Below are 23,030 nucleotides of genomic sequence, written 5' to 3' on the forward strand. Positions count from 1 at the left end.
ATGATGGGTATGCTCTGGGAAAAAAGATAGCAGTAATCTTTTTTATCGGGGAGCGTGAGCCGGACGCGTCCGCCGGGGGAGCGTCGGGAAGCATCTGTCGAGGATGCGCGTCCGGGGCGCGCACCGGGGGGAGTGTCGTGGACATCGAAGCGCTCGGAGGGCTGCGGGTCCGGGAGAACGGCGTACTGCTCGTCCCGGCCGAACCGCACGCGAGACAGGTCCTCGCGGTGCTCGCCGCCCACGCCGACCAGCTGGTCCCCGCCTCGGTGCTGGCCGGGGAACTCGCCGTCCACACCCCGGCCGAGCGCACCCGCGCCGTACTCCACGCCTGTGTCCGCCAGCTGCGCGACCTGCTGGCCGGCGCCGCGGACCCGCGCGGCCGGCGTACCCCCGAGGCCGTGCTGGTCTCCCGCCCCGGCGGGTACCTGCTCGACACCGGAGGCGGCCGGAGCGACCTGGACGAGTTCACCCGGGACGCCGGGGCCGGCTACCGCGCCATGGCCCGGGGCGACTTCGAGACCGCGGCCCGGCGGCTGCGAGGGGCGCTCGCGCTGTGGCGGGGGCCGGCCTTCGACGGCGTCGTGGCCGGCCCCCGGATCGCCGAGCGGATCGACGGGCTGGAGCGGACCCGGCGCTCGGTCCTGACCCAGTGGGTGGAGGCCCGGCTGGCGCTCGGCCGGCACCGGGAGCTCCGGACCGAGCTCCGCACCGGCGGTATCCGCCGGGCCCTGGAAGCGCACCGGCAACTCGCGGACGCGCTCGGCGTCGGCCCGGGGGCGGGCACGGGCGTCGGTTCCGGCTCCGGACCGGGTGGCGAGGACTCCGCCCGGGAGGTGCGGCGGGCCCTGCTGCGCGGTGCGGCCGTCTGACCCGGTGTCCGGCCGCTCCGGCCGCTCCGGCCGCTCCGGCAGGTCCGGTGCAGGTCGGGCAGGCCGGGTAAGCCCGACGGGACGTCAATTCCTGTACGCGCACGATCGGTTGTCGACGCACGGATCGAGTTGACAAGCCACGCCGCGGGGCTGGAGATCGGAAAATTCGGCGGATATCTTTCTATGCGAAGCGAGGTGCATGCGGTATGGGCGGCGTCGCGGACGACTCCGGCTGGGGGCTGGCCGGCGCCGGCCGGGGCGGCGAGGAACGGAACGGATGGCACGGAAGACGCCGCTGATCGCGGTGGTCCACAACGGCCCGCAGGGCAGCGCGTCTCCGCTGGCCTTCGCGGCCCGCGACGGGGTCGCCGAAAGCGGTGTGCGCAGCGTCCTGATCGGCGCCGAGGGCGTCGGCGAGGCGCAGTGGGCCGCGCTGGAATCCGCCGACGGGTACGTCCTGGGGGCGCCGCTCCCGGACGCGGCCGAGGCCCGTCCCGCGGCCTGGCAGGGCAAGCCCGCCACGGTCTTCCTCGACGGAGCGGCCGCCGCGGCGGGGACCGTACGGCGGCTCGGGATGCGCCGGATCCGGCCCGGCCCGCTGCCCGGCTGGTACTCCTCCTGCGCCAACGAGGACGCGCTGGACACCGTCCGCAGGCTGGGCGCCCTCGTCGCGCTGGCCCTCCGGAACGCCCCGGGAGGCCCGCGAGAGCCCGCGGACCTGCGCCCCGAACCGGCCATCCGCCCCCGCTGAGTCCCCACTTGACCACACCGCGTGAGCAACCTACGTTCGACGGGCTGATTTCCGTGCGTATGCCACGGAACGGGGGGACAGAACGGGGAGCGGGCGCATGGAAACGGCGCATCCGGCCGAGGCCACGGAGACCAGGGCCGGGACCACGGCCGCGACGGCACCGGGAGCCGCACCGGCGCGGGCGGCCGCGGCTGCGGCACCGCCGGCGACGCCGAGTGGAGCACAGGCGGCGGGGGCCGCACCGACAGGGGCACCGGCGGTGGGGGCCGCACCGGCACCAGCCGTGGCAGCCGCGGCCGTGGCACCGGCCGTGGCGCTCGCACCGGCCGTGGCGCTCGCATCGGCCGTGGCGCCGGCGGCGCTCGGGGTGGGGGAGGGGGCCGCGGACGGGGGCGAACGGGAGCGGCTGGCCCGGGCCCTGGAGCTGGCCCGCACCCAGCTGGCCGGCCGCGAGGCCGCCCTGGGCGCGCTGACCGACACCGTGCACGACCTGGCCGCCCCCTGCGACCCGGACACCCTGCTCCGGGTGATCGCCCGCCGGGCCCGCCGGCTGCTGGACCTCGACATGGTCTGGGTCGGCTGCGCCCGCCCCGACGGCGGCTCGTACCTCCGCGTCAGCGAGGGCGAGACCTTCCCCTACCACCGGGGCCTCGACCTCGGCACCGGCCAGGGCGGCGGCGCCCCCGCCTGGACCGCCGACTACACCGCCGACCCGGCCGTCCCGCGCAGCCCCGGCCTCGACGGGCTGGTGCACGGTGAGCGGCTGCGCGCCGTGGCCGCGCTGCCGATCCGCCACGGCGACGCCGTGCTGGGGGTGCTCTACGGCGCCCGCCGCACCGTCCGCCCTTTCACCGCCGACGAGATCGGGGTCCTGCTGCCGCTGGCCGACCTGGCCGCCGTGGCGATGGACAGGGCGGCCCGGGCCGAGCGGGGCCGGGCCGAGACCGCCGAACTGGAACGGTTCGGGTCCGCCGCGAACACCGCCCTCACCCGGATCCGCCACCTGTGGGACTGCCAGGCCCGGCTGACCCGGCTGGTGATCGACGGGGCCGGGCTGGCCACCCTGGCCCGGGCCGCCGCCGACTCGCTGGACGGCGTACTGCAGGTGCGGGATCCCGGCGGGCGGCCGCTCACCGCCACCGGAGACCTCCACGGCCTGGACGAGGAGGCCGTCGCCCGCGCCGCGCTCCGCGCGCACACCGGGGGCCGCCCGGTCGGACTGCCCGGCGAGGTGTGGGTGGCCGCGGTGACCGCCGGGGCGGAGGACCTCGGGATCCTGGTGCTGCGTGCGTCGGCGCCGCTCACCGACGAGGACGTACGGCTGCTGGAGCTCGCCGCGCTGTCGGTGGCCTCGCTGACCCTGATCCGGCGCGGCAGCACCGTCGAGCGCCCGGTACGCGACGAACTGCTGCAGGAGCTGCTCGACCACTCCGGCTACGCGGAGCACACGGACGACCGTCTGCGGGACCGCACGGTACGGCTCGGCATGGACCCCGACGCGCCCCACGTGGTCGTGGTGGCCCGGCCGGAGGGCGGGGACCTCGGCAAGGCCGTGGCCTGGGCCGGCTCCTACGCGTACCGGATGGGCGGCCTCCGGGCGGTCCGGCGCGGCTGCGTGGTGCTGCTGCTGCCCGGCACCGACGCCTCCGCCGTCGCCCGCCGGGCCTCGGCGGAGCTGACCCCGCTGGTCGGCGGGCCCGTCTCCACCGGAGCCGCGGGCCCCGGAGCGGGGGTCACCTCGGTGGCCCGGGTCTACGAGGAGGCCGTGCGCTGTTTGGAGGTGCTGACCGCGCTGGACGGGGCGGGCGGGACGGCGTCCATGCGCGACCTCGGCTTCGTCGGCCTGCTGCTCTCCGCCGACCACGACGTGGACGCGTTCGTCCGCTCGGCCATCGGGCCGGTCCTGGACTACGACGAGGCTCGCCTCACCGAGCTGACCCGCACGCTGGAGGCGTACTTCCAGTCCGGCGGCAGCCCCATGCACTCCGCCGAGGCGCTCCACGTCCACCCCAACACCGTCTCGCGGCGGCTGGAGCGGATCGCGGAGCTCCTCGGCGAGGACTGGCAGAAACCGGCCCGGTCCCTGGAGATCCAGATGGCGCTGCGGCTCCAGCGCACCCGCGAGGCCCTGCACCGCGGCCGGGCGGGCCGGCCGTCACGCTGAGGCCGTCCCGGTGACCTGTTCCTCCTGGTGACCCGGTCCGTTCCGGTGATCAGGTCCGTTCCGGTGCCCCGGCCGGACCGGGGCACCGGAACGGCCTACTCGATTTCGGCCAGCGCCCGGGCCGCGTGCGCCACCGAGGCCATCGTCACGTGCCGGTGCCAGCCGGACAGCGACCGCCCGGAGAAGTCCCGCAGGCCGATCTCCTGCGCGCTGTGCCGGGACGCGTCCGTGACCCGCCGGGTCTGCTTCGTCATGCGGAGCAGCGCGGCCGCCGGCGGCCGCAGCATGTCGGTGATCCACAGCTCGGCGGGCGGCTGCGTCGGGTCGACCCAGTCCCCGATCAGCATCAGGTGGCGGCGCCGGGCGGGCGACGGGTCCGGCATCATCACCCGCACGGCCGACACCCAGGAGGTCCGCCACCGTCCCTGGCTCAGCGGATCGGCCCACTTCACCGGCAGCCGCAGCCCCCGTACGTTGCGCAGCACGTCCCGCGCGGCCAGGGTGCCGGCACCGTGTCCGGGCAGCGCCGGGTCGGTGACCAGCAGCCGGGTGCCGGGGTCGATCCGGGCGAGCACGGGCAGGCCGGCCTCGGTGAACCGGTTCATCGTGGCGCGGGTGCCGATGCCCCGCACGTCGAGCACGATCGGGCGGGCCGGCAGCCCCGTCTGCCGCACCATGTCCAGCGCGGCGGTGGCGGCGCACTCCTCGTAGGACCGGTCGCCGGAGTCCACGCCGGCAGCCGGCGCGCCCGAGGGGTCCTCCTCCGGGAGGAACATCCGCCAGCCCGCCGGAGTGGTCACCTCGGGGGAGCAGAACCACACCCCGAAGGCCTGCTGGCCGCGGAACATCTGCCCGCGGTGGGGGTCGAACCGGTGGCCCGTGCCCACCGACTGCTCGCCGCCCTTGGGGATCGACATCGGCTGGACCACCCACGAGGTGAGCGGGGACAGCCGGCCCAGGTACTCGGCGAGGGCGGACCGGATGGGCTGCCAGTCCCAGGTGGAGTCGGAGATGAAGTGGTGGAGGCTCTGCTCGGCGCCCACCCCGCCGGTGTGCGTGGCGATGTTCCGGATCGACTTGCGTCCCCGGGTGGCCAGCAGGCCCAGCACGTACTGGCGGCCCTTCTCCCGCTGGTCGCGCCGGCGCAGGGAGCCCAGGACCGCCGCGCAGAGTTCCTCGCCCACGTCGAGGGCCGGGTCCCGGCGGACCGTGCGGCGGCGCAGGAGGGCGCCCGGGGGCGCGGTGGTAGTCGCGGCGGTGGTCATGGCGACGGTCATGGTGCTCACGGAACGTTCCCCCTTGTTCGACTGCCCCTCCACGGTCCTGTGGAGCGGCCTGCTGGGGGAGGTGCGCCGGGCACCGACCTGACGGCCCCGGTGGTGGGGAGCCCACACACCGGGACCGGGGTCCGCGTTCCGCTTACGGCCGCCGGTCAGGCGGCGAGGAGCTCGGCGTACGCCGTCTCGCTGCTGTCCTTGAGGAACTGGCGGCACCGCTCGGCCTCGTCGGTCTCCTCGATGGCGCCCGCCGCCCGGGCGAGGGCCGCGAGGCAGCGCAGGAAGCCCCGGTTGGCCTCGTGCTCCCACGGGACCGGGCCGTGCCCCTTCCAGCCGGACCGGCGGAGCGCGTCCAGGCCCCGGTGGTAACCGGTACGGGCGTATGCGTAGGACTCCACGGTGCTGCCGGCCTTCGCGGCCTCCTCGGCCAGCTGTGCCCAGGCGAGCGAGAAGGTCGGGAAGCGGGCCGCCACCTCGGCGGGGGACGCGCCCTCGGCAAGCAGCTTCTGCGCGTCGGTGTTCTCCTGCAGGTAGGTCGGGTCGGGCCCGCCGAGCAGGTTCTGGTGAATGCTCATGGTGGCAGTCTGCCAGCGCGGTCCCGGCGATTGGACGCGGTGCTCCTGGGCATGCGCACGGGACGGATCGCCAGGCAGGCTGGAGATGGCGTGATCCCGCTCGTGATTCCGCGCGTGATGCCGTTCGTGGTGCAGGAGGTGGCGTGATGGTGCTGATGACGTCGGACGTGCTGGGAGCACCGTGCTGGCTGAGTCTCACGGCGCGCGACCGGGACACCGCGGAGCGGTTCTACCGGGAGGTGCTGGGCTGGACCTTCCGCCGGGACACCTTCGGCCGGGCGTTCTCGGTGGCCGAGCACAACGGGGTTCCGGTGGCGGGCATCGGGGCGGTGGCCGGGGAGCTCGCCGTACCGGTGGTCTGGACACCGTACTTCGCGGTCGACGACGCGGATCAGGCCGTGGCCCGGGTCCGGGAGCGCGGCGGCACGGTCGGTGTCGGACCGGTGTCGTACCAGCCGCGGGGCCGGGCGGCGCTCGCCACCGACCTGGAGGGGGCGGTGTTCGGGCTCTGGGAGGGCACGATCGAGGAGCGGTGGCGGGTCGGCGAGGACGCCCCGGCCTGGCTGGAACTGCACACGCGCGACGCGTTCGAGGCCGCGTTCTTCTACGGCGAGGTGCTGGAGTGGGCCACCGTCGACGATCCGACCGGGTGCTGCGAGGTCTCGTACGAGGAGGACCAGGTCGTACTGCGGCGCAGCGGTACTCCGGTGGCCCGGCTGAACAGCGGGCCGGTGGAGGCGGCGTCCCCGAAGCCGCAGCGGCGGCCCCGCTGGCTGGTGCACTTCAAGGTGCCGGACCTGGTGGCGGCGACGGCCGCGGTGAACGCGCACGGGGGCACGGTGGTGGAGGAGGAGGGGCCGGCCCGGGTGACGGTGAGCGATCCGGACGGCGGGCTGTTCACCCTGGACGAGGTGGAGAGCTAGGGTCCGGCGCGGGCACGTCGCGGGCGCGGCGCAGGGGCGTGCCGGTGTGCGTGCGGCGTACGGGGTGCCCGTTTCGTACGTGGCAAGAGTGGCGGGCTTCACACGGTTCCCCTGCGCGAACCCGGGCATATGATGCGGGCAGGGGACCGGGGCTCCACTTTTCCCATCAGGAAGGAGCGGACCGCTACCCGGAAGTTCGTGTCGAGGAGACAGCGATGTCGCATTCCCTTGATGCCTCCGGAGTGGGCGGTTCGGATACCCCGAACCTCGACTTCGCGGGCACTACCCCGTACGAGGACTACGTCCAGGCGGACGTCCTCACCCACCTCCAGCACCCCCGTTCGGACGACCCGGGCGAGATGGTCTTCCTGGTCACGACCCAGGTGATGGAGCTGTGGTTCACCGTCATCGTCCACGAGTGGGAGACCGCGGCCCGCGCGCTGCGCGAGGACCGGCTCGACGTGGCGATGGACGCGCTGAAACGATCCGTGCGTGAGCTGGAGGCCCTCAACCAGTCCTGGCGGCCGCTCGCGCAACTCACCCCGGGCCAGTTCAACTCCTACCGGGCCGCACTCGGCGAAGGTTCCGGTTTCCAGTCCGCGATGTACCGCCGGATGGAGTTCCTGCTCGGCGAGAAGTCGGCGTCCATGCTGGTCCCGCACCGCGGCGCGCCCCGGGTGCACGCGGAACTGGAGAAGGCGCTCCAGGAGCCGAGCCTGTACGACGAGGTGCTGCGCCTGCTGGCCCGCCGCGGCCTGCCGGTGCCGGCCGCCGTGCTGGACCGGGACCTGTCCCGGCGCTACGAGTCCTCGCCCGAGGTGGAGGCGGTGTGGGCCGGCCTCTACGCGGAGCCGGCGGACCGTGCCGACCTGGTCCGGCTCGGCGAGGCCCTGACGGACGTCGCCGAACTGGTCTGGCGCTGGCGCAACGACCACCTGGTCGCCACCCGCCGGGCGATGGGCGCGAAGACCGGCACGGGCGGCTCGGCCGGAGTGTCGTGGCTGGAGAAGCGTGCCGCGAAGAACGTGTTCCCCGAGCTGTGGACGGCCCGCAGCCATGTCTGAGACCTCCCTTTCCATACGCGCCGAGGTCCTGGACGCCGAGGACGAGCTCGGCAAGCTGCGCGAGCGGTTCACCCTGCCGGACGGTCTGGTCTACCTGGACGGGAACTCGCTGGGGGCCCTGCCCGCCGGTGTCCCCGGCCGGGTCGCGGACGTCGTCGACCGCCAGTGGGGCGAGCTGCTGATCCGCTCCTGGGACGAGAGCGGCTGGTGGACGGCCCCCGAGCGGATCGGCGACCGGATCGCCCCGCTGGTCGGCGCGGCACCGGGCCAGATCGTGGTCGGCGACTCGACCAGCGTGAACGTCTTCAAGGCGCTGGTGGGCGCGGCCCGGCTGGTGGCCGACTCGGCCGGTGCGGGGCGTGACGAGCTGGTCGTGGACGCCACCACCTTCCCGACGGACGGTTACATCGCGGCCTCGGCGGCCCGTATGACGGGGCTGAAGGTGGTCCCGGTCGAGCCGGGCGAGGTCCCGTCGGTGCTCGGCCCGCGCACGGCCGCGGTGCTGCTCAACCACGCCGACTACCTGTCCGGCCGGCTGCACGACCTGCCGGGCCTCACCGCCGCCGTGCACGCGGCGGGCGCCCTCGTGGTCTGGGACCTCTGCCACACCGCGGGCGCGCTCCCGGTGGAGCTGGACGCGAACGGCGTGGACCTCGCGGTCGGCTGCACGTACAAGTACCTCAACGGCGGCCCGGGTTCGCCGGCCTACCTGTACGTTGCGGCACGCCACCAGCCGGCCTTCGACTCCCCGCTGCCCGGCTGGAACTCGCACGCCGCACCCTTCGCCATGACGCCGGACTACGTGCCGGCCGAGGGCGCGGTGCGCGGCCGGGTCGGCACCCCGGACATCCTGTCCATGCTGGCCCTGGAGGCGTCCCTGGACGTCTGGGAGGGCGTCTCCGTCGAGGCCGTCCGCCGCAAGTCCCTCGCCCTGACGGACTTCTTCCTGGAGTGCGTCGAGGCGTACGTCCCCGCCGGACGGGTGGAGTGCGTGACCCCGAAGGCCCACGCGGAGCGCGGCAGCCAGATCGCGCTGCGCAGCGAGAACGCGGCCGGCGTGATGCGGGAGCTGGTCGCCCGCGGCGTGGTGGGCGACTTCCGCGCCCCCGACGTGCTGCGCTTCGGGTTCACCCCGCTGTACGTCGGATTCGCCGACGCCGAGCGGGCCGCCCGGACGCTGGGTCACATCTACGGGTGATGATCACGCGGGACATGCACCACTGGTGAAACGTCTCGCCTGCCCCGGCCCGAAGGAAACGGGGCAAAGGGGCGGGCGGGACGGGCGGCTGGTGGGCGGCCGGTGGGCGGCGGGCAGGCAGGTGCCGTGCTCCGGCCGTGCTTCTTGTGTGCTCCTCGTATTTCTTCTGCGGGCCGCCCGGTGCCTGATAGTTTCCCGCTGCCCGGAACATGTGTCCCAGCTGTCCCCCGCGTAGTGCTCGGGGGCCGGTCGGATCCACCTGTCCGGCAGCGTGCAGCCGTGTACCCGCGTGTACCCGTGGTGAGAGGTGTGTGTCGAGTCGATGACGGACCCCGCAGTCGAACGGGACGCCGCCGAGTCCGCGTCGGCCTTCTCCCACCCGCCGGTGACTCCGGACGCGACCGCCGCGTACGGCGAACACCCGGACCACGTGGTGGACTTCTACGCCCCGCGCGACGGTGCCGGCGAGGCTCCTCTGGTCGTCGTCCTGCACGGCGGAGCCTGGCGCGCCCCGTACGACCGGCAGCACATCACCCCCCTCGCGGACTTCCTGGCCCGCCGCGGTTTCGCGGTGGCCAACGTGGAGTACCGGCGCGGCAGCGCGCTGCCGCACCAGGGCTCGGCCGGACCCGTGGCCGGCCGCTGGCCCGACACCTTCGACGACGTGGCCGCCGCGATGGACGCCCTCCCGGAGCTGGCCGCCGTCCACCTGCCGCAGGCCGACCTCCGCCGCACCGTGATCACCGGCCACTCGGCCGGAGGCCACCTGGCGCTGTGGGCCGCCGCCCGACACGTCCTGCCCGCGGACGCCCCCGGTTCCTGGAAGCTGCCTTCCCCGCCGCAGCTGCGCGGCGTGGTGGCACTGGCCCCCATCGCGGACTTCACGGTCGCCGAGGAGCTGGGTGTGTGCGGTGGCGCCTCCGCGCAGCTCCTGGGCGGGGAAGCGCTGTTCCCTGCCCGCCTGCCCTACGCCGACCCGGCCGCGCTGCTCCCGACCGGCATCGCCACGACGATCGTGCACGGCCGCGAGGACATCGTGGTCCCGGCGGAGGTGGCGGAGTCCTACGTCGCTGCGGCCGCCAAGGCGGGCGAGACGGTCGGGCTGACCCTGCTGGCCGACGTGGGTCACTTCCCGCTCATCGACCCGGCGGCGGACGCCTGCGCGGTGGTCGCGGAGGAGATCGCCCAGCTGGCCTGGTGAAGCAGTAGCCCGTGCACGAACCGGTGCTCCGATCCGGGCCCCGGCCATCGGCCCGCTCGCCCTCGCCCCCGCCGCCTGGGCGGACTTCACGGGCTGGGCGGCGAGCTCGCGCTAGCCGTGTTCGTCAGCACCTTCGCCAGATAGCCGCCGCCCAGGATCAGGACCAGACCCAGCCACCACAGGCCGTCCTCGAAGATCAGCACGATGATGCCCACCGGCACCAGCAGCCCGGCCAGGACGGCCAGGAAGCCGGCCGTGTGCGGTGGCCGTTCGCCGCGCGCGCGGGCCCGTGCCACGTCCGGGTACCAGACGGTGAACCTCACCGCTGCGACGATCGCCAGGATCTGGATGACCCAGCCGGTCCACAGGTTGTCCGGGTTGTGCAGCACCAGGTCGCCGTACGCACCCGCGAGCGCCGCGACCAGGAAGGCCAGGCCCCACGCGGCCGTGATGATCCGGTTGGTGCGCAGGAACGCGGGCGTGTCCCAGAGCGCCGGGTCCACCTGCTCCTTCGCGTACTGGATCGTGAAGGGCACCCCGACCGCGATCGAGCCGAAGGCGATCAGGGTGAGCGCGATATTGGACAGCTCCCCGGCATAGGTCTCCAGCCAGCGCAGCGTCCCGTCGCTCGCCAACGCGCCGATGACGGCCAGGACGGCGAAGAAGACGACGTCCGCGATCTCCAGGATCTTCCAGGAGCTGCCGCGGTTGACGATCCTCCCGGTCACGACCAGGGCCACCGCACTCAGCAGGGCCAGCCCGACCGCGAGCTCGAACCGGCCCGGTCCGACCAGCAGCGAGAAGATGATCCACGGCGCCATGCCGACGACGGGGTTCTCCAGGAACCCGGCCACGCCGCCCTTTTCGGAGCCGTACGCCTCGGTCCTCACCCCTCCACCCTGCACACCGTTCGGGCCAGTCCGCCATCGGCGCGCGCCATCCAGGGGTTCTGAGAGATTTTTCGATCGCGTTGGCGCCACCCTGAAATGTGCTCTGAGCTGCAACTTCATCATTGCCGACCGGGTGATGGCGCCATCAATGGCACACGCATCGTCGTTGGTGGCTCGCAATGGCGCCATTGATGTGCCACGATGGTGCCATGAACGCGGGGGCGGGCAACCACCACCGCGGAGATCAGGAACCGAAACGGACTCGAAGGAGCGCACCACCATGTCTCTCACCCTGACCAACCAGGACAAGAACACCCTGCGCACCGCCGCGTACGGCGCCGTCTCGCTGCTGGCCGCCGCCGACGCCGCCGGCTCTCCCCACAAGGTCGCCACCCACGGCAGCGTTGCGCTGTACTCCTCGATCGGCCCGGTCGGGTACGTGCTCGCCGAGAAGTCCAACGACATCAAGCTGAACGTCAAGTCCACGGCGGAGCTCGCCGACCTCGTGCTGCCGGCCCTGACCGAATCGATGCTCCTGCTCAAGAAGCAGGATCCGGCGGAGGCCGAGAACTTCCGGAGCACCGTCCTCGTCGCCCTCGACGCGGGTGCCCGGGCCCGCAAGGGCGAGCCCGGTCCCGGCCTGACCGAAATGGCGCGCAAGATCACCGCAGCGCTCGACGCCGCCTGACGGGACGGGGGTGCCGGGGCGCGGAGGTCACGGCATGTCGACGTGGTCGGCGGCGGAGTAGACCCAGGGCGTGGCGTCGGTGCCGTCGTGGGCCAGCCACCAGATGCCGTCCGGGCGGGGCGGGACGGCCGTGGCGAGGACGCCGCCGCGGCCGGTCGTCAGGTCGGCGGGGTACTCGTACCGGGTGCTGCCGTCCGCCTTGTAGACCAGCCGCGCCGGGAGTCCTTCGGGTGCGCCGGTGTAGCCGCCGTTGTCCCAGTCCGCGAGGGTGAGCCTGCCCACGACGCCCAGTGGATGGCCCGGGCGCGGCGGCTCGGGGAAGGCGTCGGCGGTGAGCTGGGCCTTGCGCTTGATGCGGATGCTGTCCAACCTGCCGTCGGTGACCAGGCCCCCCTCCTCCCTCGGCACCCAGTCGTTGGCGGCGACCAGGACGTACAGCTCGTGGAGCCCGGCGTCGGCGTTGGTCAGGGACCACCTGTTGCCCCGCACGGTGAAGGTGAACCGGCAGGTGGAGCGCTTGGGGTTGTCGGCGTGGGGCGTGCAGATGTCGGTGCCGGCCTGCCGCGGGTCGGCCTGGAGCTGGCGGCCGGCCGGGCCGAGCAGGTCTGCCTCGGCGTTGTTGCGGCTGATGCCGGAGTCGTCCTCGGCGTCGAAGGAGACGAAGAAGGTCCGGCTGTCGCCCGGGCCGAGGGCGAAGTCGGCGGCGTGGACGGTGCCGCCGAGGATCCGTGGCGGGCTCGCGACGTCGGCCCGCGCGGTGGCGGCAGGTCCGAGGAACAGGGCGAGGGTGGTGAGGACGGTGGCGGCGACGACGGATCTGCGCATGGGGTCCCCCTGGAAGGTTCGTGCGCACACCGTAGGACCGGTGCGAGGATCCGTTGAGGAGGCCGGCGGCCGCCGGTGCCGAGCCATGACGTTCCCGACGGAACCGTGACACGGGCCCGGGCCCGGCCGGGTGAGGGTGGTGCCGGTGGGGTCCCGCTAGGGCGTCGGCGTGGCGAGGTAGCCGGCGCGGCCGCTGTCGTCGACGTCGAACGGCCCCTCGGGGATGATGCAGAACTCGTTCCCCTCGGGGTCGGCCATCACCAGGAAGCCGCCCCCGGCGTACTCCTCCAGCCGACGGGCCGCCGAGGGCCTCGACGCGCTGCTGTTCCGCGGCGGGGTCGGGGGAGGCCAGGTCGACGTGTATGCGGTTCTTGCCGGTCGTGGGGCGGTCGACCTTCTGGAAGGCCAGTCCCGGGCCGTCGCCGCGGGCGAGGAAGACGTACGGGCCGATCGCGGCCGCGACGGGCCGGTCCAGCAGCGCGGACCAGAAGGCCGCCACGCGCTGCGGGTCCGCACAGTCGATGACGAGATCCTTGATGACCATGGGCATGCCCACATGCTCGCACCACGGCCGGCGCGGCGACGCGCCTGTGCCTGACCCCGGGCGCGGACACCGGCCGGAGGTGTTGCCAGGTACACCACCGGTGGGTGTCCGGGCCCCGTGATCTTTCCCGTTCCGGGCCGGAGACTTGTCCCGGAACGGGGGGCGGAAGGGCTGCCCGGGGGAGAACGGGGACGGACATGAGGGCACGCGCATCCGTACGGGCGGCCACGGACGGGTTCAGGCTGTCGTGGCAGGCCATGCCGGTCTCGGCGCTGCTGTTCATCTGCTGCGTCGCGGCGATCCTGCTGCTCCCGGTGGGCGGGCTGTTCGCCCTGCCCGGCGTGGTGGCGCAGGTCCGCGCGCACGCCGACCGGCGGCGGAAGCTGGCCGCCGAGCTGTCGGGTGTGGCGATGGCCGCCGGCTACCGGCCCCTTCCGGAGGTCCGCGGCAGCGGCTACCCGGCGTACCTGGAACGGTCGGCGGCCCTGTTGCGGGACCCGGCCACCTGGCGTGACCTGGGGTGGCTGTTCCTGGACATGTGGGCCGGCTGGTTCACCGCGGTCCTGCCGCTCACGCTGTTCCTGTTCGCGGCGGAGGGACTGGCCCTCGCGGCCGGGATGTGGCGGCTGGTGGTCCACGACATCGCGTTCCCGTACGGATTCCTCATGGTGGAGGGCCAGGCCACCGCGTACGCCGCCGGCGTCCTGGGACTCGTGGTGCTGCACCTGACGCTGCGGAACGGCGAACGGCTGCTGCGCGGCCACTTCCTGCTGGCCAGGGCGCTGCTCGACCGCCCGCTGACCGCCGAACTGAACCGGCGCATCGACCGGCTGACGGAGACCCGGCACGACGCCGTGGACTCCTCCGCCGCCGAGCTGCGCCGGATCGAGCGGGACCTGCACGACGGGGCGCAGGCCCGCCTGGTCGCCATGGGCATGCACCTGAACACCATCGAGGCGGTGGTCGAGAAGGACCCGGCCATGGCCAGGGAACTCCTCGTGGAGGCCCGGAAGAACTCCTCCGAGGCGCTCGCCGAACTGCGCGACCTGGTCCGGGGCATCCACCCGCCGGTGCTCGCCGAGCGCGGCCTGGGCGACGCGGTCCGGGCGCTCGCGCTGCGGATCCCCCTGCCCGTCGAGGTGACGGTCGAGCTGCCCGGGCGGGCCGGGGCACCCGTCGAGGCGGCGGCGTACTTCGCGGTCAGCGAGGCGCTCACCAACGCGGTCAAGCACGCGGAGGCGGAACGGGTGTGGGTGGACATCAGCCATGCGGACGGCTCACTGCGCGTCTCGGTCACCGACAACGGGGGCGGCGGGGCGGCGATCGGCGGCGGCTCGGGACTGGTGGGGGTGGAGCGCCGACTCGGTACATTCGACGGTGTCCTGGCCGTCAGCAGCCCCGCGGGCGGTCCCACCATGGTGACCATGGAGATCCCTTGCGTGTTGTCCTAGCCGAGGACCTCTTCCTGCTCCGGGACGGGCTCGTGCGCATGCTGGAGGCGCACGGGTTCGAGATCGCGGCGGCGGTGGAGAGCGGGCCCGAACTGGCACGGGCCCTCGCGGAGTCGCAGCCCGACGTCGCCGTGGTCGACGTACGGCTGCCGCCCTCGCACACGGACGAGGGCCTGCAGTGCGCGCTGGCGGCCCGGCGGGCCAGGCCGGGGCTGCCGGTGCTGGTGCTCTCCCAGCACGTGGAGCAGCTGTACGCGCGGGAGCTGCTCGCGGACGGCGCCGGCGGGGTGGGATACCTGCTCAAGGACCGGGTGTTCGACGCGGAGGAGTTCACCGGGGCGATACGCCGGGTGGCGGCGGGCGGCACCGCCATGGACCCGCAGGTCATCTCGCAGCTGCTGACCCGCCGCGGCCAGGACGGGCCGGTGGCCGCGCTGACCCCGCGGGAGCTGCAGGTGCTGGAGCTGATGGCCGAGGGCCGCTCCAACACCGCCATCGCCGCGCACCTGGTGGTGACGGAAAGGGCGGTGGCCAAGCACACCTCCAACATCTTCGCCAAGCTCGGCCTGGAGGTCTCCGAGGACGACAACCGGCGCGTGCTGGCCGTCCTGGCCTACCTCGACCACGGCCGGGCGTGACGGCCGGGCGTGACGGCCGCGCGGGTCATCCTGCGGCGGACGGGGCGGCCGGCTGCTCCGCCGGACCCTCCTCCGCCGGGTCCGGCCGCGCCAGCCAGTCCTGGAGCTCTCGGTGGCGGAACTGGTACGCGAATCCCTCGACGCGCATCAGCCCCGCCTCGCAGCACCAGTCGAGGAAACCGCCGAGCCGGAGCGGCAGTTCGCCGCTCATGGAGCCCTTGAACGCCAGGTGGCGGCGCCAGGCGGGGGCCGCCAGGCCCAGGACCAGCGGGGCGACGATCACCGCCCCGTAGCCAAAGCCCCGTGCGTCGGCCAGGAACTGGGCGGCGAAGGCACCTCCGGCCAGTGATCCCGTCGCCGCGAGCACGAGTGCGTACCTCAGTTCGGCGCGCAGCGGGTCGCGGGGGCCGGTGAGGGTGGCCTGCGGGTGGTCGGCGATGTGCCGGCCCGCCAGCAGCACCGGGACCGGCGCCACGTAGCCGAGGGTGACCGCCGTGACCAGCAGGGGACGGTCCCCCAGCTGGTCCCATACGTACAGGCCGAAGCCGAGCACGCCCAGCAGGCCGGCGCCGACGTAACCGGGGTCGACGAGCCGCCGCCAGTGCAGCCGGCGGGGCACGGGCTGACGGCGGCGGCGGTTCATGACCAGCTGCGGCAGGTCGGACATCAGGAAGAACGCCACCACGAAGGCGAGGGGGCTGCCCTGCGGAATGGTGAAGCCGAGCCGGTCCGCCACCACGATCCCGATGACGAACGGAAGGGAGAAGAGGACCACCTCGCCCAGGGCGACCTGGAACCTGCCGATCGGCCAGAGCCGGTGCAGCACCAGGTCGGTCTCGGCGACCACCTCGTCCCCCGGCCGGCGCTCCTCGGGGTCCCGGCCGCCGTTGCGCAGGTGCCGGGCGAGGACGGTCAGTGCGGTCTCGACCTTCTCCGGGTCGCGCCGCCGCCTGCGGCCCGGTCCCGGCCGCAGGTTGTGCGCCCGGGTCGCGGCCCGGACGTACAGGCCCAGGAGGTGGTCCGGGACCGCGTGGGCCGGCATGGCGAGCAGCGCGCCGGGCAGGCGCGCCGGGCGGTAGTCGACCCGTTCGGTGTAGCCGGTGGTGAGGAGGGCCATACGCCAGGGGGTCTGCACGACGCGGGCCAGTCCGCGCGGGTTCCCGCTCCAGGTGAGGGCGTCGACGACCGGCTGCCAGTCGGGCAGCCACTGCCCGGTCTCGTCCGTCAGACCGCTCTCGCGCAGGAACGCGAGCTGCTGTTCGCTGGTGAGCGGCTGGAGGGTGACCGTCGTGGCCTGCCGCAGCCGGACCTTCCGGGCCAGGTTCCGGTAGCGGTCGGTCCGGCAGACCACCACCAGCGGTGCCTTGCCGGTGCGCCCGTCGTACTCGGCGTCGAGCCGTTCCAGCGCCCTCAGCGCACGGGTGTCGCGCAGGGGGGCGTCCGGCGGGTCCATCTCGTCGAGACCGTCGAAGATCGGCAGGACGAGGCGGGCGTCGAGGAGTTCGTGGGCCACGGCCCGGGACGGGGTGAGCCTGATCTCGGTCAGGTAGTCCGCGAGCCAGTTCCGCAGCGGCCGCTCGGTGTTCCAGGTGGAGAGCGGGATGCGGACCGGGACCGGCCCGCCGTCCTTCCAGTGCTCCAGCAGGTGGGCCATCAGCTGGGTGGCGGCGACGGTCTTCCCCGAGCCCGGGTCGCCCAGGACGACCAGGCGGCTCCGGCCGGCCGGCAGGCTGGTGAAGTACGCGCCCAGGGGCTCGGCCACGGTGGTCCCGGGGCGGGAGGCGTCCTCGAAGCCGACGGGAATGGTGTTGCCGGAGCCGGGGAACCAGCCGCGGGGCGCGGCGAGCAGCTGCTTGTCGACCTGGTTCTTGAAGTCGGCCAGCCGGCGGCCGCGGTCCGCCTGCTCCTGCCGGCGGCCGAGCAGCACGGCGTACGCGGCGATGCAGGCGGAGGCCGCTCCGGTGGCCACGGCGGCGATGTCGGCCAGGGGGCTGTCCCGTAACGGCGGGGTCTGGCGGAGCGCGACGAACCCCACGGCCACGAGGGCGAAGCCCGCGGCCACGATCTTCCACACGCCGCCCCGGTAGGAGCCCCCCGCTGCCATGACCATGAAGTCTGCCGAGTGGCGGGCCGGTCCGGCAGCCGTTTCGGCGGATCGGGGCAGGAAGGCCGGATGTGCGTCGTGGGATGCCGAAGGGGCGGCGTGCCCGTCGGCACGCCGCCCCTTCGGATCAGGCCCCTACAGGAAGGAGTTGATCTCGATCGTCTCGGTGCGGCCCGGGCCGACGCCGATCGCGGAGATCGGGGCGCCGGACATCTCCTCCAGCGCCTTCACGTACGCCTGCGCGTTCTTCGGCAGGTCGGCGAAGGTCTTCGCCTTGGTGATGTCCTCGGACCAGCCCGGGAGGGTCTCGTAGATCGGCTTCGCGTGGTGGAAGTCCGACTGCGAGTACGGGAGCTCCTCGACGCGCTTGCCGTCGATCTCGTACGCGACGCAGACCGGGATCTCCTCCCAGCCGGTCAGGACGTCCAGCTTGGTGAGGAAGAAGTCCGTCAGGCCGTTGACGCGGGTCGCGTAGCGGGCGATCGGGGCGTCGAACCAGCCGCAGCGGCGGTCACGGCCGGTGGTCACACCGCGCTCGCCGCCGATGCGGCGCAGGTCCTCGCCGTCCTGGTCGAACAGCTCGGTCGGGAACGGACCGGCGCCGACACGGGTGGTGTAGGCCTTCAGGATGCCGATGACCCGGGAGATCTTCGTCGGGCCCACGCCGGTGCCGGTGCAGGCGCCGCCCGCGGTCGGGTTCGAGGAGGTGACGAACGGGTACGTGCCGTGGTCGACGTCGAGCAGGGTGCCCTGGCCGCCCTCGAACAGCACGACCTTGTCCTCGTCGAGCGCGTTGTTCAGGATCAGCGTGGTGTCGGCCACGTAGGGCTTGATCTGCTCCGCGTACTGGAGCATCTCCTCGACGATCTGCGCCGGCTCGATCGCGCGGCGGTTGTACAGCTTGGCGAGCAACTGGTTCTTGCCCTCCAGCGCCGCCTCGACCTTCTGGGTGAGGATCGACTCGTCGTAGAGGTCCTGGACCCGGATACCGACGCGGTTGATCTTGTCGGCGTAGGTCGGGCCGATGCCGCGACCGGTGGTGCCGATCTTGCGCTTGCCGAGGAAGCGCTCGCCCACCTTGTCGAGGGTGACGTTGTAGGGCGTGATCAGGTGCGCGTTTCCGCTGATCAGGAGCTTGGACGTGTCGATGCCGCGCTCGTTCAGACCGCGGAGCTCGGACAGCAGCACGGACGGGTCGACGACGACGCCGTTGCCGATGACCGGGGTGCAGCCGGGCGAGAGGATTCCGGAAGGGAGCAGGTGAAGCGCGTACTTCTGGTCACCTACGACGACCGTGTGGCCGGCGTTGTTGCCGCCCTGGTAGCGGACCACATAGTCGACGGAGCCACCGAGGAGGTCGGTGGCCTTTCCCTTGCCCTCGTCACCCCACTGGGCTCCGAGCAGCACAAGAGCGGGCACAGGCGTACACCTCTTCCGGATGGGGCATGTCCAAGGTCAGGGGGCGTACGACGATGTACACCGCAGGCTGAGCCGTCGGACCGGTTGCCCCGGAATAGACGAAGCCCCTGGCGCAATAGCGCAAGGGGCTCTTGCACAAAGATGCTACCCGAGGAAGGACCGAGGTGTCGGCTCCAGAGCCCACCATGAGCGAAGCGGGTGCGCCGGCGGGCGCCCTGCTGGTGCTCGTCGACCCGGTCGCCCGCCGTCTCGACGGCGAGTCCGTGCGGATCGCGAAGGACGTGCTGAGTGCGGGGGCGGCGGCGAAGATCTGCCTCCCCGAGAGCCCTGAGGAGTTCGCGCGGGCGCTCGCCCGCAGGGGCCATCGGCGTCCGGTGATCGTGGGGGACGACCGGGCGCTCGTACGGGCCGTGGGCCTGCTCCACCGGGAGCGGGCGCTCGCCGCGGCCGGGGCGCTGTCCCTGGTGCCGGTGGGACCGGCACCCGCCCTGGCGCTGGCGCATTCGCTGGGGGTCCCCGCGGGTGCGGTGGCGGCGGCGCGGGCCGTGCTGGACGGCGCGGTGCGGACGCACGACCTGCTGGTGGACGACAGCGACGGGGTGGTGCTGGGCGCGCTGCGGATCCCGTCGGCGGTGCCGGGGCCCGGAGGGCCGGCGGGGCCGGCCGGGGTGCCCCGGCCGGGTGCCGTACGGCCGGGGGCCCAGCGGTCGGTGTGGAGCGCCTGCCGGTCACTGGTGCGGACCCTGGTGCGCCCTCCGGTGGGCGGGACGCCGGCCCCGGGCGGCGCCGGCGCGCACCGGCTGCGGGTGGAGGCCGACGGGGTGCTGCTGGCCGATGTGGACCGGCCGGTGGCGGGTGTGTCGGTGGCGCGGCGGGAAGGGCTGGCCGAGGTGGTCGTCCGGACGGGTGATTCCGACCGCCCGGTGACGGCCCTGGCGCGCTCGGTGACGGTGTCGGGCGCGGACTTCCGCTACCGCGCCGACCACACGGTGACGGGCCCGGTCCGCCGCCGCACCTGGACCCTCCGCCCGGCCGCCTGGTCCCTGACGGTGCCTCGCCCGGACTGACCCGCCGTTGTGGGCAGGCGTGCGGCACCGCCGTGTGGGCAGGCGTGCCGCAGGGCGATGGGGGTACCCCCTGCTCGAGCGGAGTCGAGAGCTTGGGGGAGGGTGGGCACACGGCACGACGGCGCGCACCGGTCGCGCAGCGTGTCCTGACACCGCAGCCCGCCGAGGCTGCGAAGCCCGGCCCGATGGAGCCCGGCTCCGGGCCGGGCGGCGCCCGTACCCGCTAAGCCGATGGCAGCCCCAGCCCGGCCCGGTGCACCCGCCACCGCTCCAGCATCGAGTGCATCTCGCCCTGGAGGAACTCGAAGAACGCCGCCGTCTCGGAGAGCCGGACCCCCGCAGGAGTCCCCTCCCCGAGGCCGGCCGCCCCCTCCCGCAACGTCTTCTCGAACATGCCCAGCACCTGGTCACGCCGCGTGAACGTCTCGTACCAGAGCTCGTTGTGCAGCACGTACCGGTCCCGCCGGGACCCCGGCTCGCGCTCCCGGCTGACCATTCCGACCTGGGACAGGTAGGAGATCGCCCCCGACACCGCCGCCGGGCTGATCCGCAGCGCCTCGCCCAGCTCCGCCGAGGTCATGCTCGCCTCGTCGCTCGCCAGCAGGGCCGCGAAGACCCGTGCCGCCATCCGCTGCATGCCCGCGTCGGTCAGCTGTCCGGCGAACCGCTCCACGAAGCGGGATACCGCCTCGGCGCTCCCGGCCGTCTCATCCATCTCCGTCACGCCCCCGACTTTACGCGATTCCAGAGCTTCACAAATTTGTGAAATCAGCGTACGTTCGGAACATGACGAAGGCAATCCGTGTCGCCGGACTCCACAAGGCGTTCGGCCGCACCCGCGCACTGGACGGTCTCGACCTGTCGGTCGCCACCGGCGAGGTCCACGGCTTCCTCGGCCCCAACGGAGCCGGCAAGTCCACCACCATCCGGGTCCTCCTGGGCCTGCTGCGCGCCGACTCCGGCACCGCCGAACTCCTCGGCGGCGACCCCTGGGCCGACGCCGTCGAGCTGCACCGCCGCATCGCCTACGTCCCCGGCGACGTCACCCTGTGGCGCAACCTCTCCGGCGGGGAGGTCATCGACCTCTACGGCCGGCTGCGCGGAGGACTCGACACGGCGCGGCGGGCCGCGCTCGTCGAACGCTTCGAGCTCGACCCGACGAAGAAGGGCCGGACCTACTCCAAGGGGAACCGGCAGAAGGTCGCCCTGGTCGCGGCCTTCGCCTCCGATGCCGAGCTGCTCGTCCTGGACGAGCCGACCTCCGGCCTCGACCCGCTCATGGAGGAGGTCTTCCGGAGCTGTGTGGCCGAGGCGCGGGACGCCGGCCGGACCGTCCTGCTCAGCTCGCACATCCTCAGCGAGGTGGAGGCGCTCTGCGACCGGGTCAGCATCATCCGCAACGGGCGGACCGTGGAGAGCGGTTCCCTCGCCGAGCTCCGCCACCTGACCCGGACCTCGGTCACCGCGGACCTCGCCGGCCCGCCCGACGGGCTCGCCCACCTGCCCGGTGTGTACGACCTGGACGTCCGGAGCGCGCACGGCGGCGCGGGCACCCGGGTCCGCCTCCAGGCCGACACGGACCGGCTGGACGCCGTCCTGCGCTCCCTGGCCGCCTCGGGCGTACGGTCGCTCACCTCGACCCCGCCCACCCTCGAAGAACTCTTCCTGCGGCACTACGCCAACGCCGATGCCAACGCCGATGCCAACGCCGATGCCGATGCCGATGCCGATGCCGATGCCGATGCCGATGCCGATGCCGATGCCGACGCCGCGGACGCGGACGGGGTGAGCGCGCGATGAAGCGACCGTTCGCGGGCACCGGCAGCCTGCTGCGGCTGGCCCTGCGCCGGGACCGCATCGTGATGCCGGCCTGGATCCTGATGACCGGGCTGGTCGTCGTCAGCATGCCGGGTTCGCTGGGGAGTATCTACCGGACCGCCGCCGAGCGGGCCGCGATCGCCGCCTCGATGAATGCCAACAGCTCCATGCGGGCCCTGTACGGGCCGGTGTCCGGCGATTCGCTCGGCGCCCTGACGGCTTGGCGGATCGGCGTCTACGGCGGAGTGCTCGCCGCGGTCATGAGCCTGGTGATCGTGGTCCGGCACACCCGGGAGGAAGAGGAGACGGGACGTCAGGAGATGCTGTCCGCCGCCATGGTGGGCCGGCGGGCCCCGCTCACCGCGGCCCTGCTCGCCGCCCTGACCGCCAACGGCCTGCTCGGGCTGCTGATCGCGGGCGGCCTCGCGGGACAGGGGGTGGACGGTGCCCTCGCCCTGGGCCTCGCGGTCGCCGGCACCGGCATGCTGTTCGCGACCACGGCCGCCCTGGCGGCGCAGCTGACCGAGAGCGCGCGGGCCGCCAAGGGCATCACGGCCGCGGTGCTGGGCGCGGCCTTCGTGCTGAGGGCGGCAGGCGACGCCGGGCAGGCGGCCGGCGGCTCGGCGCTGACCTGGGCCTCGCCGCTGGGCTGGCTGGAGAACGTACGGGCCTTCGCCGACACCGGCGAGCGCTGGTGGGTGCTCGGCCTGCTCGCGGCCGCCGTGGCCGTGCAGGCCCTCCTCGGGTACGCCCTGGCCGGACGGCGGGACGTGGGCATGAGCTTCCTGCCGGGCCGTCCGGGTCCGGCCGAGGGGCGGCTGGGCTCGGCGGGCGCACTGGCCCGGCGGCTGCAGCGCGGCAGCGCGGCCGGCTGGGGCGCGGGCTTCCTGCTCGCCGGGCTCGTGTTCGGCGGGATGGCCGACGGGGCCGCCGACCTGGTCGGCGGGAACGAGCGGACCCGCGAGATCTTCGAGCGCATGGGCGGGCAGACCGACCTGACCGAGGCCTTCCTCGCGTCGGTCACCGGGCTGCTGGGCCTGGTCGCCGCTCTCTACGCCGTCTCCTCGGTGCTCCGGCTGCACGGGGAGGAGACCGGGCAGCGCGCCGAGTGGCTGCTCGCCGCCCCGGTGAGCCGGTTGGCGTGGGCCGGCGGTCACCTCGCCGTCGCCTTCGGCGGAGCCGCCGGGATCCTCGCCCTGGGCGGGCTCGGGATCGGCCTCGGACACGGTGCCGATGTGGCGGGGGCGGTCGGGGCCGCGCTCGCCCAGCTGCCCGCGGTGTGGCTGATCGGCTCCGTGGCGGTGCTGCTCCACGGTGCGCTGCCCCGGTACGCGCCGGCCGCCTGGGCCGTCGCCGGGATCGTGCTGGCCCTCGGCTGGATCGGCCCGGCGCTGAACCTCCCGCAGGCCGTCCTGAACCTCTCGCCCTTCGCCCACCTGCCCAGGCTGCCGGGTACCGCGGACCCGTCCTGGACCCCGCTGCTCCTGCTGACCGCCCTCGCCGCGGCCGTGACCGCGGCCGGCCTGGCGGCCCTGCGCCGCCGCGACATGACGGGCTGACGCGG

20 protein-coding genes and 1 pseudogene are annotated in these 23,030 nt (G+C 73.8%); 13 read left to right on the forward strand and 8 right to left on the reverse strand.

The annotated features are described in order from the left end of the window. Positions 1-137: 137 nt before the first annotated feature. The 3 genes from ACGFQ9_RS08920 to ACGFQ9_RS08930 all read left to right on the forward strand — a co-directional run bounded on the left by ACGFQ9_RS08920 (position 138) and on the right by ACGFQ9_RS08930 (position 3,784). Positions 138-869 (forward strand): BTAD domain-containing putative transcriptional regulator, encoded by a 732-nt coding sequence (locus ACGFQ9_RS08920; RefSeq protein ID WP_393572662.1) that lies wholly within the window; start codon positions 138-140, stop codon positions 867-869. A 277-nt stretch (positions 870-1,146) separates the two neighbouring features. After that, positions 1,147-1,620, forward strand: coding sequence for a hypothetical protein (locus tag ACGFQ9_RS08925; RefSeq protein ID WP_393572664.1), 474 nt, complete (start codon positions 1,147-1,149; stop codon positions 1,618-1,620). Positions 1,621-1,717: 97 nt separating this feature from the next. Next, positions 1,718-3,784, forward strand: coding sequence for a helix-turn-helix domain-containing protein (locus tag ACGFQ9_RS08930; protein WP_393572666.1), 2,067 nt, complete (start codon positions 1,718-1,720; stop codon positions 3,782-3,784). Between the two features lie 95 nt (positions 3,785-3,879). Here the strand turns inward: ACGFQ9_RS08930 and ACGFQ9_RS08935 are convergent, their stop codons facing one another. Both ACGFQ9_RS08935 and ACGFQ9_RS08940 read right to left on the reverse strand, forming a co-directional pair. Further along, a complete protein-coding gene (locus ACGFQ9_RS08935; protein WP_393573015.1) occupies positions 3,880-5,061 on the reverse strand; it encodes an IS701 family transposase in 1,182 nt (393 codons plus the stop codon). Between the two features lie 155 nt (positions 5,062-5,216). After that, positions 5,217-5,636: a DUF3151 domain-containing protein gene (locus ACGFQ9_RS08940; protein WP_393572668.1), complete on the reverse strand. Its 420-nt coding sequence runs from the start codon at positions 5,634-5,636 to the stop codon at positions 5,217-5,219. A gap of 146 nt (positions 5,637-5,782) precedes the next feature. Here ACGFQ9_RS08940 and ACGFQ9_RS08945 point away from each other — a divergent pair, with 146 nt between their 5' ends. The 4 genes from ACGFQ9_RS08945 to ACGFQ9_RS08960 all read left to right on the forward strand — a co-directional run bounded on the left by ACGFQ9_RS08945 (position 5,783) and on the right by ACGFQ9_RS08960 (position 10,022). Then, the gene (locus ACGFQ9_RS08945; RefSeq protein WP_393572670.1) at positions 5,783-6,559 is read left to right on the forward strand and encodes a VOC family protein; all 777 of its coding nucleotides are present in this window, start codon (positions 5,783-5,785) and stop codon (positions 6,557-6,559) included. Between the two features lie 215 nt (positions 6,560-6,774). Then, positions 6,775-7,623 (forward strand): tryptophan 2,3-dioxygenase family protein, encoded by an 849-nt coding sequence (locus tag ACGFQ9_RS08950; RefSeq protein ID WP_393572671.1) that lies wholly within the window; start codon positions 6,775-6,777, stop codon positions 7,621-7,623. Next, the gene (gene kynU, locus ACGFQ9_RS08955; protein ID WP_393572672.1) at positions 7,616-8,821 is read left to right on the forward strand and encodes a kynureninase; all 1,206 of its coding nucleotides are present in this window, start codon (positions 7,616-7,618) and stop codon (positions 8,819-8,821) included. The genes ACGFQ9_RS08950 and kynU overlap by 8 nt, the downstream gene beginning before the upstream one ends. Positions 8,822-9,143: 322 nt before the next feature. Further along, complete coding sequence (locus tag ACGFQ9_RS08960; RefSeq protein WP_393572673.1) at positions 9,144-10,022, forward strand: alpha/beta hydrolase; 879 nt, start codon at positions 9,144-9,146, stop codon at positions 10,020-10,022. 86 nt (positions 10,023-10,108) lie between these two features. Here the strand turns inward: ACGFQ9_RS08960 and ACGFQ9_RS08965 are convergent, their stop codons facing one another. After that, a complete protein-coding gene (locus tag ACGFQ9_RS08965; protein WP_393572675.1) occupies positions 10,109-10,912 on the reverse strand; it encodes a hypothetical protein in 804 nt (267 codons plus the stop codon). A 280-nt stretch (positions 10,913-11,192) separates the two neighbouring features. Between ACGFQ9_RS08965 and ACGFQ9_RS08970 the strand changes: the two genes are divergently transcribed. Beyond that, the gene (locus tag ACGFQ9_RS08970; protein ID WP_393572676.1) at positions 11,193-11,600 is read left to right on the forward strand and encodes a hypothetical protein; all 408 of its coding nucleotides are present in this window, start codon (positions 11,193-11,195) and stop codon (positions 11,598-11,600) included. Positions 11,601-11,627: 27 nt separating this feature from the next. Here the strand turns inward: ACGFQ9_RS08970 and ACGFQ9_RS08975 are convergent, their stop codons facing one another. Next, positions 11,628-12,425: a hypothetical protein gene (locus ACGFQ9_RS08975; RefSeq protein ID WP_393572677.1), complete on the reverse strand. Its 798-nt coding sequence runs from the start codon at positions 12,423-12,425 to the stop codon at positions 11,628-11,630. Positions 12,426-12,765: 340 nt separating this feature from the next. Continuing rightward, positions 12,766-13,182: pseudogene (locus tag ACGFQ9_RS08980) on the reverse strand (VOC family protein); the annotation flags it as partial. On the opposite strand from ACGFQ9_RS08980, the gene ACGFQ9_RS08985 reads away from it, so the two are divergent. Continuing rightward, positions 13,167-14,420 carry a histidine kinase gene (locus tag ACGFQ9_RS08985; RefSeq protein WP_393572679.1) on the forward strand — a complete coding sequence of 418 codons (1,254 nt, stop codon included), beginning with the start codon at positions 13,167-13,169 and terminating at the stop codon, positions 14,418-14,420. The pseudogene ACGFQ9_RS08980 and the gene ACGFQ9_RS08985 overlap by 16 nt on opposite strands. Next, on the forward strand, positions 14,405-15,058 hold the full coding sequence (locus tag ACGFQ9_RS08990; protein ID WP_393572680.1) for a LuxR C-terminal-related transcriptional regulator: 654 nt from the start codon (positions 14,405-14,407) through the stop codon (positions 15,056-15,058). Before ACGFQ9_RS08985 ends, ACGFQ9_RS08990 begins: the two co-directional genes overlap by 16 nt. Before the next feature lie 25 nt (positions 15,059-15,083). On the opposite strand, the gene ACGFQ9_RS08995 is transcribed toward ACGFQ9_RS08990, so the two are convergent. Further along, positions 15,084-17,162, reverse strand: a complete 2,079-nt coding sequence (locus ACGFQ9_RS08995) for an NACHT domain-containing protein (protein WP_393572682.1) — start codon at positions 17,160-17,162, stop codon at positions 15,084-15,086. A 135-nt stretch (positions 17,163-17,297) separates the two neighbouring features. Beyond that, positions 17,298-18,581 carry an adenylosuccinate synthase gene (locus tag ACGFQ9_RS09000; RefSeq protein ID WP_393572684.1) on the reverse strand — a complete coding sequence of 428 codons (1,284 nt, stop codon included), beginning with the start codon at positions 18,579-18,581 and terminating at the stop codon, positions 17,298-17,300. Between the two features lie 185 nt (positions 18,582-18,766). Here ACGFQ9_RS09000 and ACGFQ9_RS09005 point away from each other — a divergent pair, with 185 nt between their 5' ends. Next, positions 18,767-19,648 (forward strand): diacylglycerol kinase, encoded by an 882-nt coding sequence (locus ACGFQ9_RS09005; RefSeq protein ID WP_393572686.1) that lies wholly within the window; start codon positions 18,767-18,769, stop codon positions 19,646-19,648. A 223-nt stretch (positions 19,649-19,871) separates the two neighbouring features. Here ACGFQ9_RS09005 and ACGFQ9_RS09010 read toward each other — a convergent pair whose 3' ends face one another. Next, the gene (locus ACGFQ9_RS09010; protein ID WP_393573017.1) at positions 19,872-20,363 is read right to left on the reverse strand and encodes a GbsR/MarR family transcriptional regulator; all 492 of its coding nucleotides are present in this window, start codon (positions 20,361-20,363) and stop codon (positions 19,872-19,874) included. Between the two features lie 71 nt (positions 20,364-20,434). Between ACGFQ9_RS09010 and ACGFQ9_RS09015 the strand changes: the two genes are divergently transcribed. Continuing rightward, positions 20,435-21,448: an ATP-binding cassette domain-containing protein gene (locus ACGFQ9_RS09015; protein ID WP_393572687.1), complete on the forward strand. Its 1,014-nt coding sequence runs from the start codon at positions 20,435-20,437 to the stop codon at positions 21,446-21,448. After that, positions 21,445-23,025: an ABC transporter permease gene (locus ACGFQ9_RS09020; protein ID WP_393572689.1), complete on the forward strand. Its 1,581-nt coding sequence runs from the start codon at positions 21,445-21,447 to the stop codon at positions 23,023-23,025. The genes ACGFQ9_RS09015 and ACGFQ9_RS09020 overlap by 4 nt, the downstream gene beginning before the upstream one ends. The last annotated feature ends 5 nt before the right edge of the window (positions 23,026-23,030 follow it).

The sequence above is a fragment of the Streptomyces sp. NPDC048603 genome, from assembly GCF_043199475.1.
Lineage (GTDB): Bacteria > Actinomycetota > Actinomycetes > Streptomycetales > Streptomycetaceae > Streptomyces.

Excerpts from the sequence above, each read along its gene's own strand:
- kynU (WP_393572672.1), top strand. The coding sequence starts at position 7,616 with ATGTCTGAGACCTCCCTTTCCATACGCGCCGAGGTCCTGGACGCCGAG.
- ACGFQ9_RS08945 (WP_393572670.1), top strand. The coding sequence starts at position 5,783 with ATGGTGCTGATGACGTCGGACGTGCTGGGAGCACCGTGCTGGCTGAGT.
- ACGFQ9_RS09010 (WP_393573017.1), bottom strand. The coding sequence starts at position 20,363 with ATGGATGAGACGGCCGGGAGCGCCGAGGCGGTATCCCGCTTCGTGGAG.
- ACGFQ9_RS09020 (WP_393572689.1), top strand. The coding sequence starts at position 21,445 with ATGAAGCGACCGTTCGCGGGCACCGGCAGCCTGCTGCGGCTGGCCCTG.
- ACGFQ9_RS08940 (WP_393572668.1), bottom strand. The coding sequence starts at position 5,636 with ATGAGCATTCACCAGAACCTGCTCGGCGGGCCCGACCCGACCTACCTG.
- ACGFQ9_RS08970 (WP_393572676.1), top strand. The coding sequence starts at position 11,193 with ATGTCTCTCACCCTGACCAACCAGGACAAGAACACCCTGCGCACCGCC.
- ACGFQ9_RS08995 (WP_393572682.1), bottom strand. The coding sequence starts at position 17,162 with ATGGCAGCGGGGGGCTCCTACCGGGGCGGCGTGTGGAAGATCGTGGCC.
- ACGFQ9_RS08985 (WP_393572679.1), top strand. The coding sequence starts at position 13,167 with ATGAGGGCACGCGCATCCGTACGGGCGGCCACGGACGGGTTCAGGCTG.
- ACGFQ9_RS08925 (WP_393572664.1), top strand. The coding sequence starts at position 1,147 with ATGGCACGGAAGACGCCGCTGATCGCGGTGGTCCACAACGGCCCGCAG.
- ACGFQ9_RS08930 (WP_393572666.1), top strand. The coding sequence starts at position 1,718 with ATGGAAACGGCGCATCCGGCCGAGGCCACGGAGACCAGGGCCGGGACC.
- ACGFQ9_RS08935 (WP_393573015.1), bottom strand. The coding sequence starts at position 5,061 with ATGACCGTCGCCATGACCACCGCCGCGACTACCACCGCGCCCCCGGGC.
- ACGFQ9_RS09005 (WP_393572686.1), top strand. The coding sequence starts at position 18,767 with ATGAGCGAAGCGGGTGCGCCGGCGGGCGCCCTGCTGGTGCTCGTCGAC.
- ACGFQ9_RS08950 (WP_393572671.1), top strand. The coding sequence starts at position 6,775 with ATGTCGCATTCCCTTGATGCCTCCGGAGTGGGCGGTTCGGATACCCCG.
- ACGFQ9_RS08960 (WP_393572673.1), top strand. The coding sequence starts at position 9,144 with ATGACGGACCCCGCAGTCGAACGGGACGCCGCCGAGTCCGCGTCGGCC.
- ACGFQ9_RS09015 (WP_393572687.1), top strand. The coding sequence starts at position 20,435 with ATGACGAAGGCAATCCGTGTCGCCGGACTCCACAAGGCGTTCGGCCGC.
- ACGFQ9_RS08975 (WP_393572677.1), bottom strand. The coding sequence starts at position 12,425 with ATGCGCAGATCCGTCGTCGCCGCCACCGTCCTCACCACCCTCGCCCTG.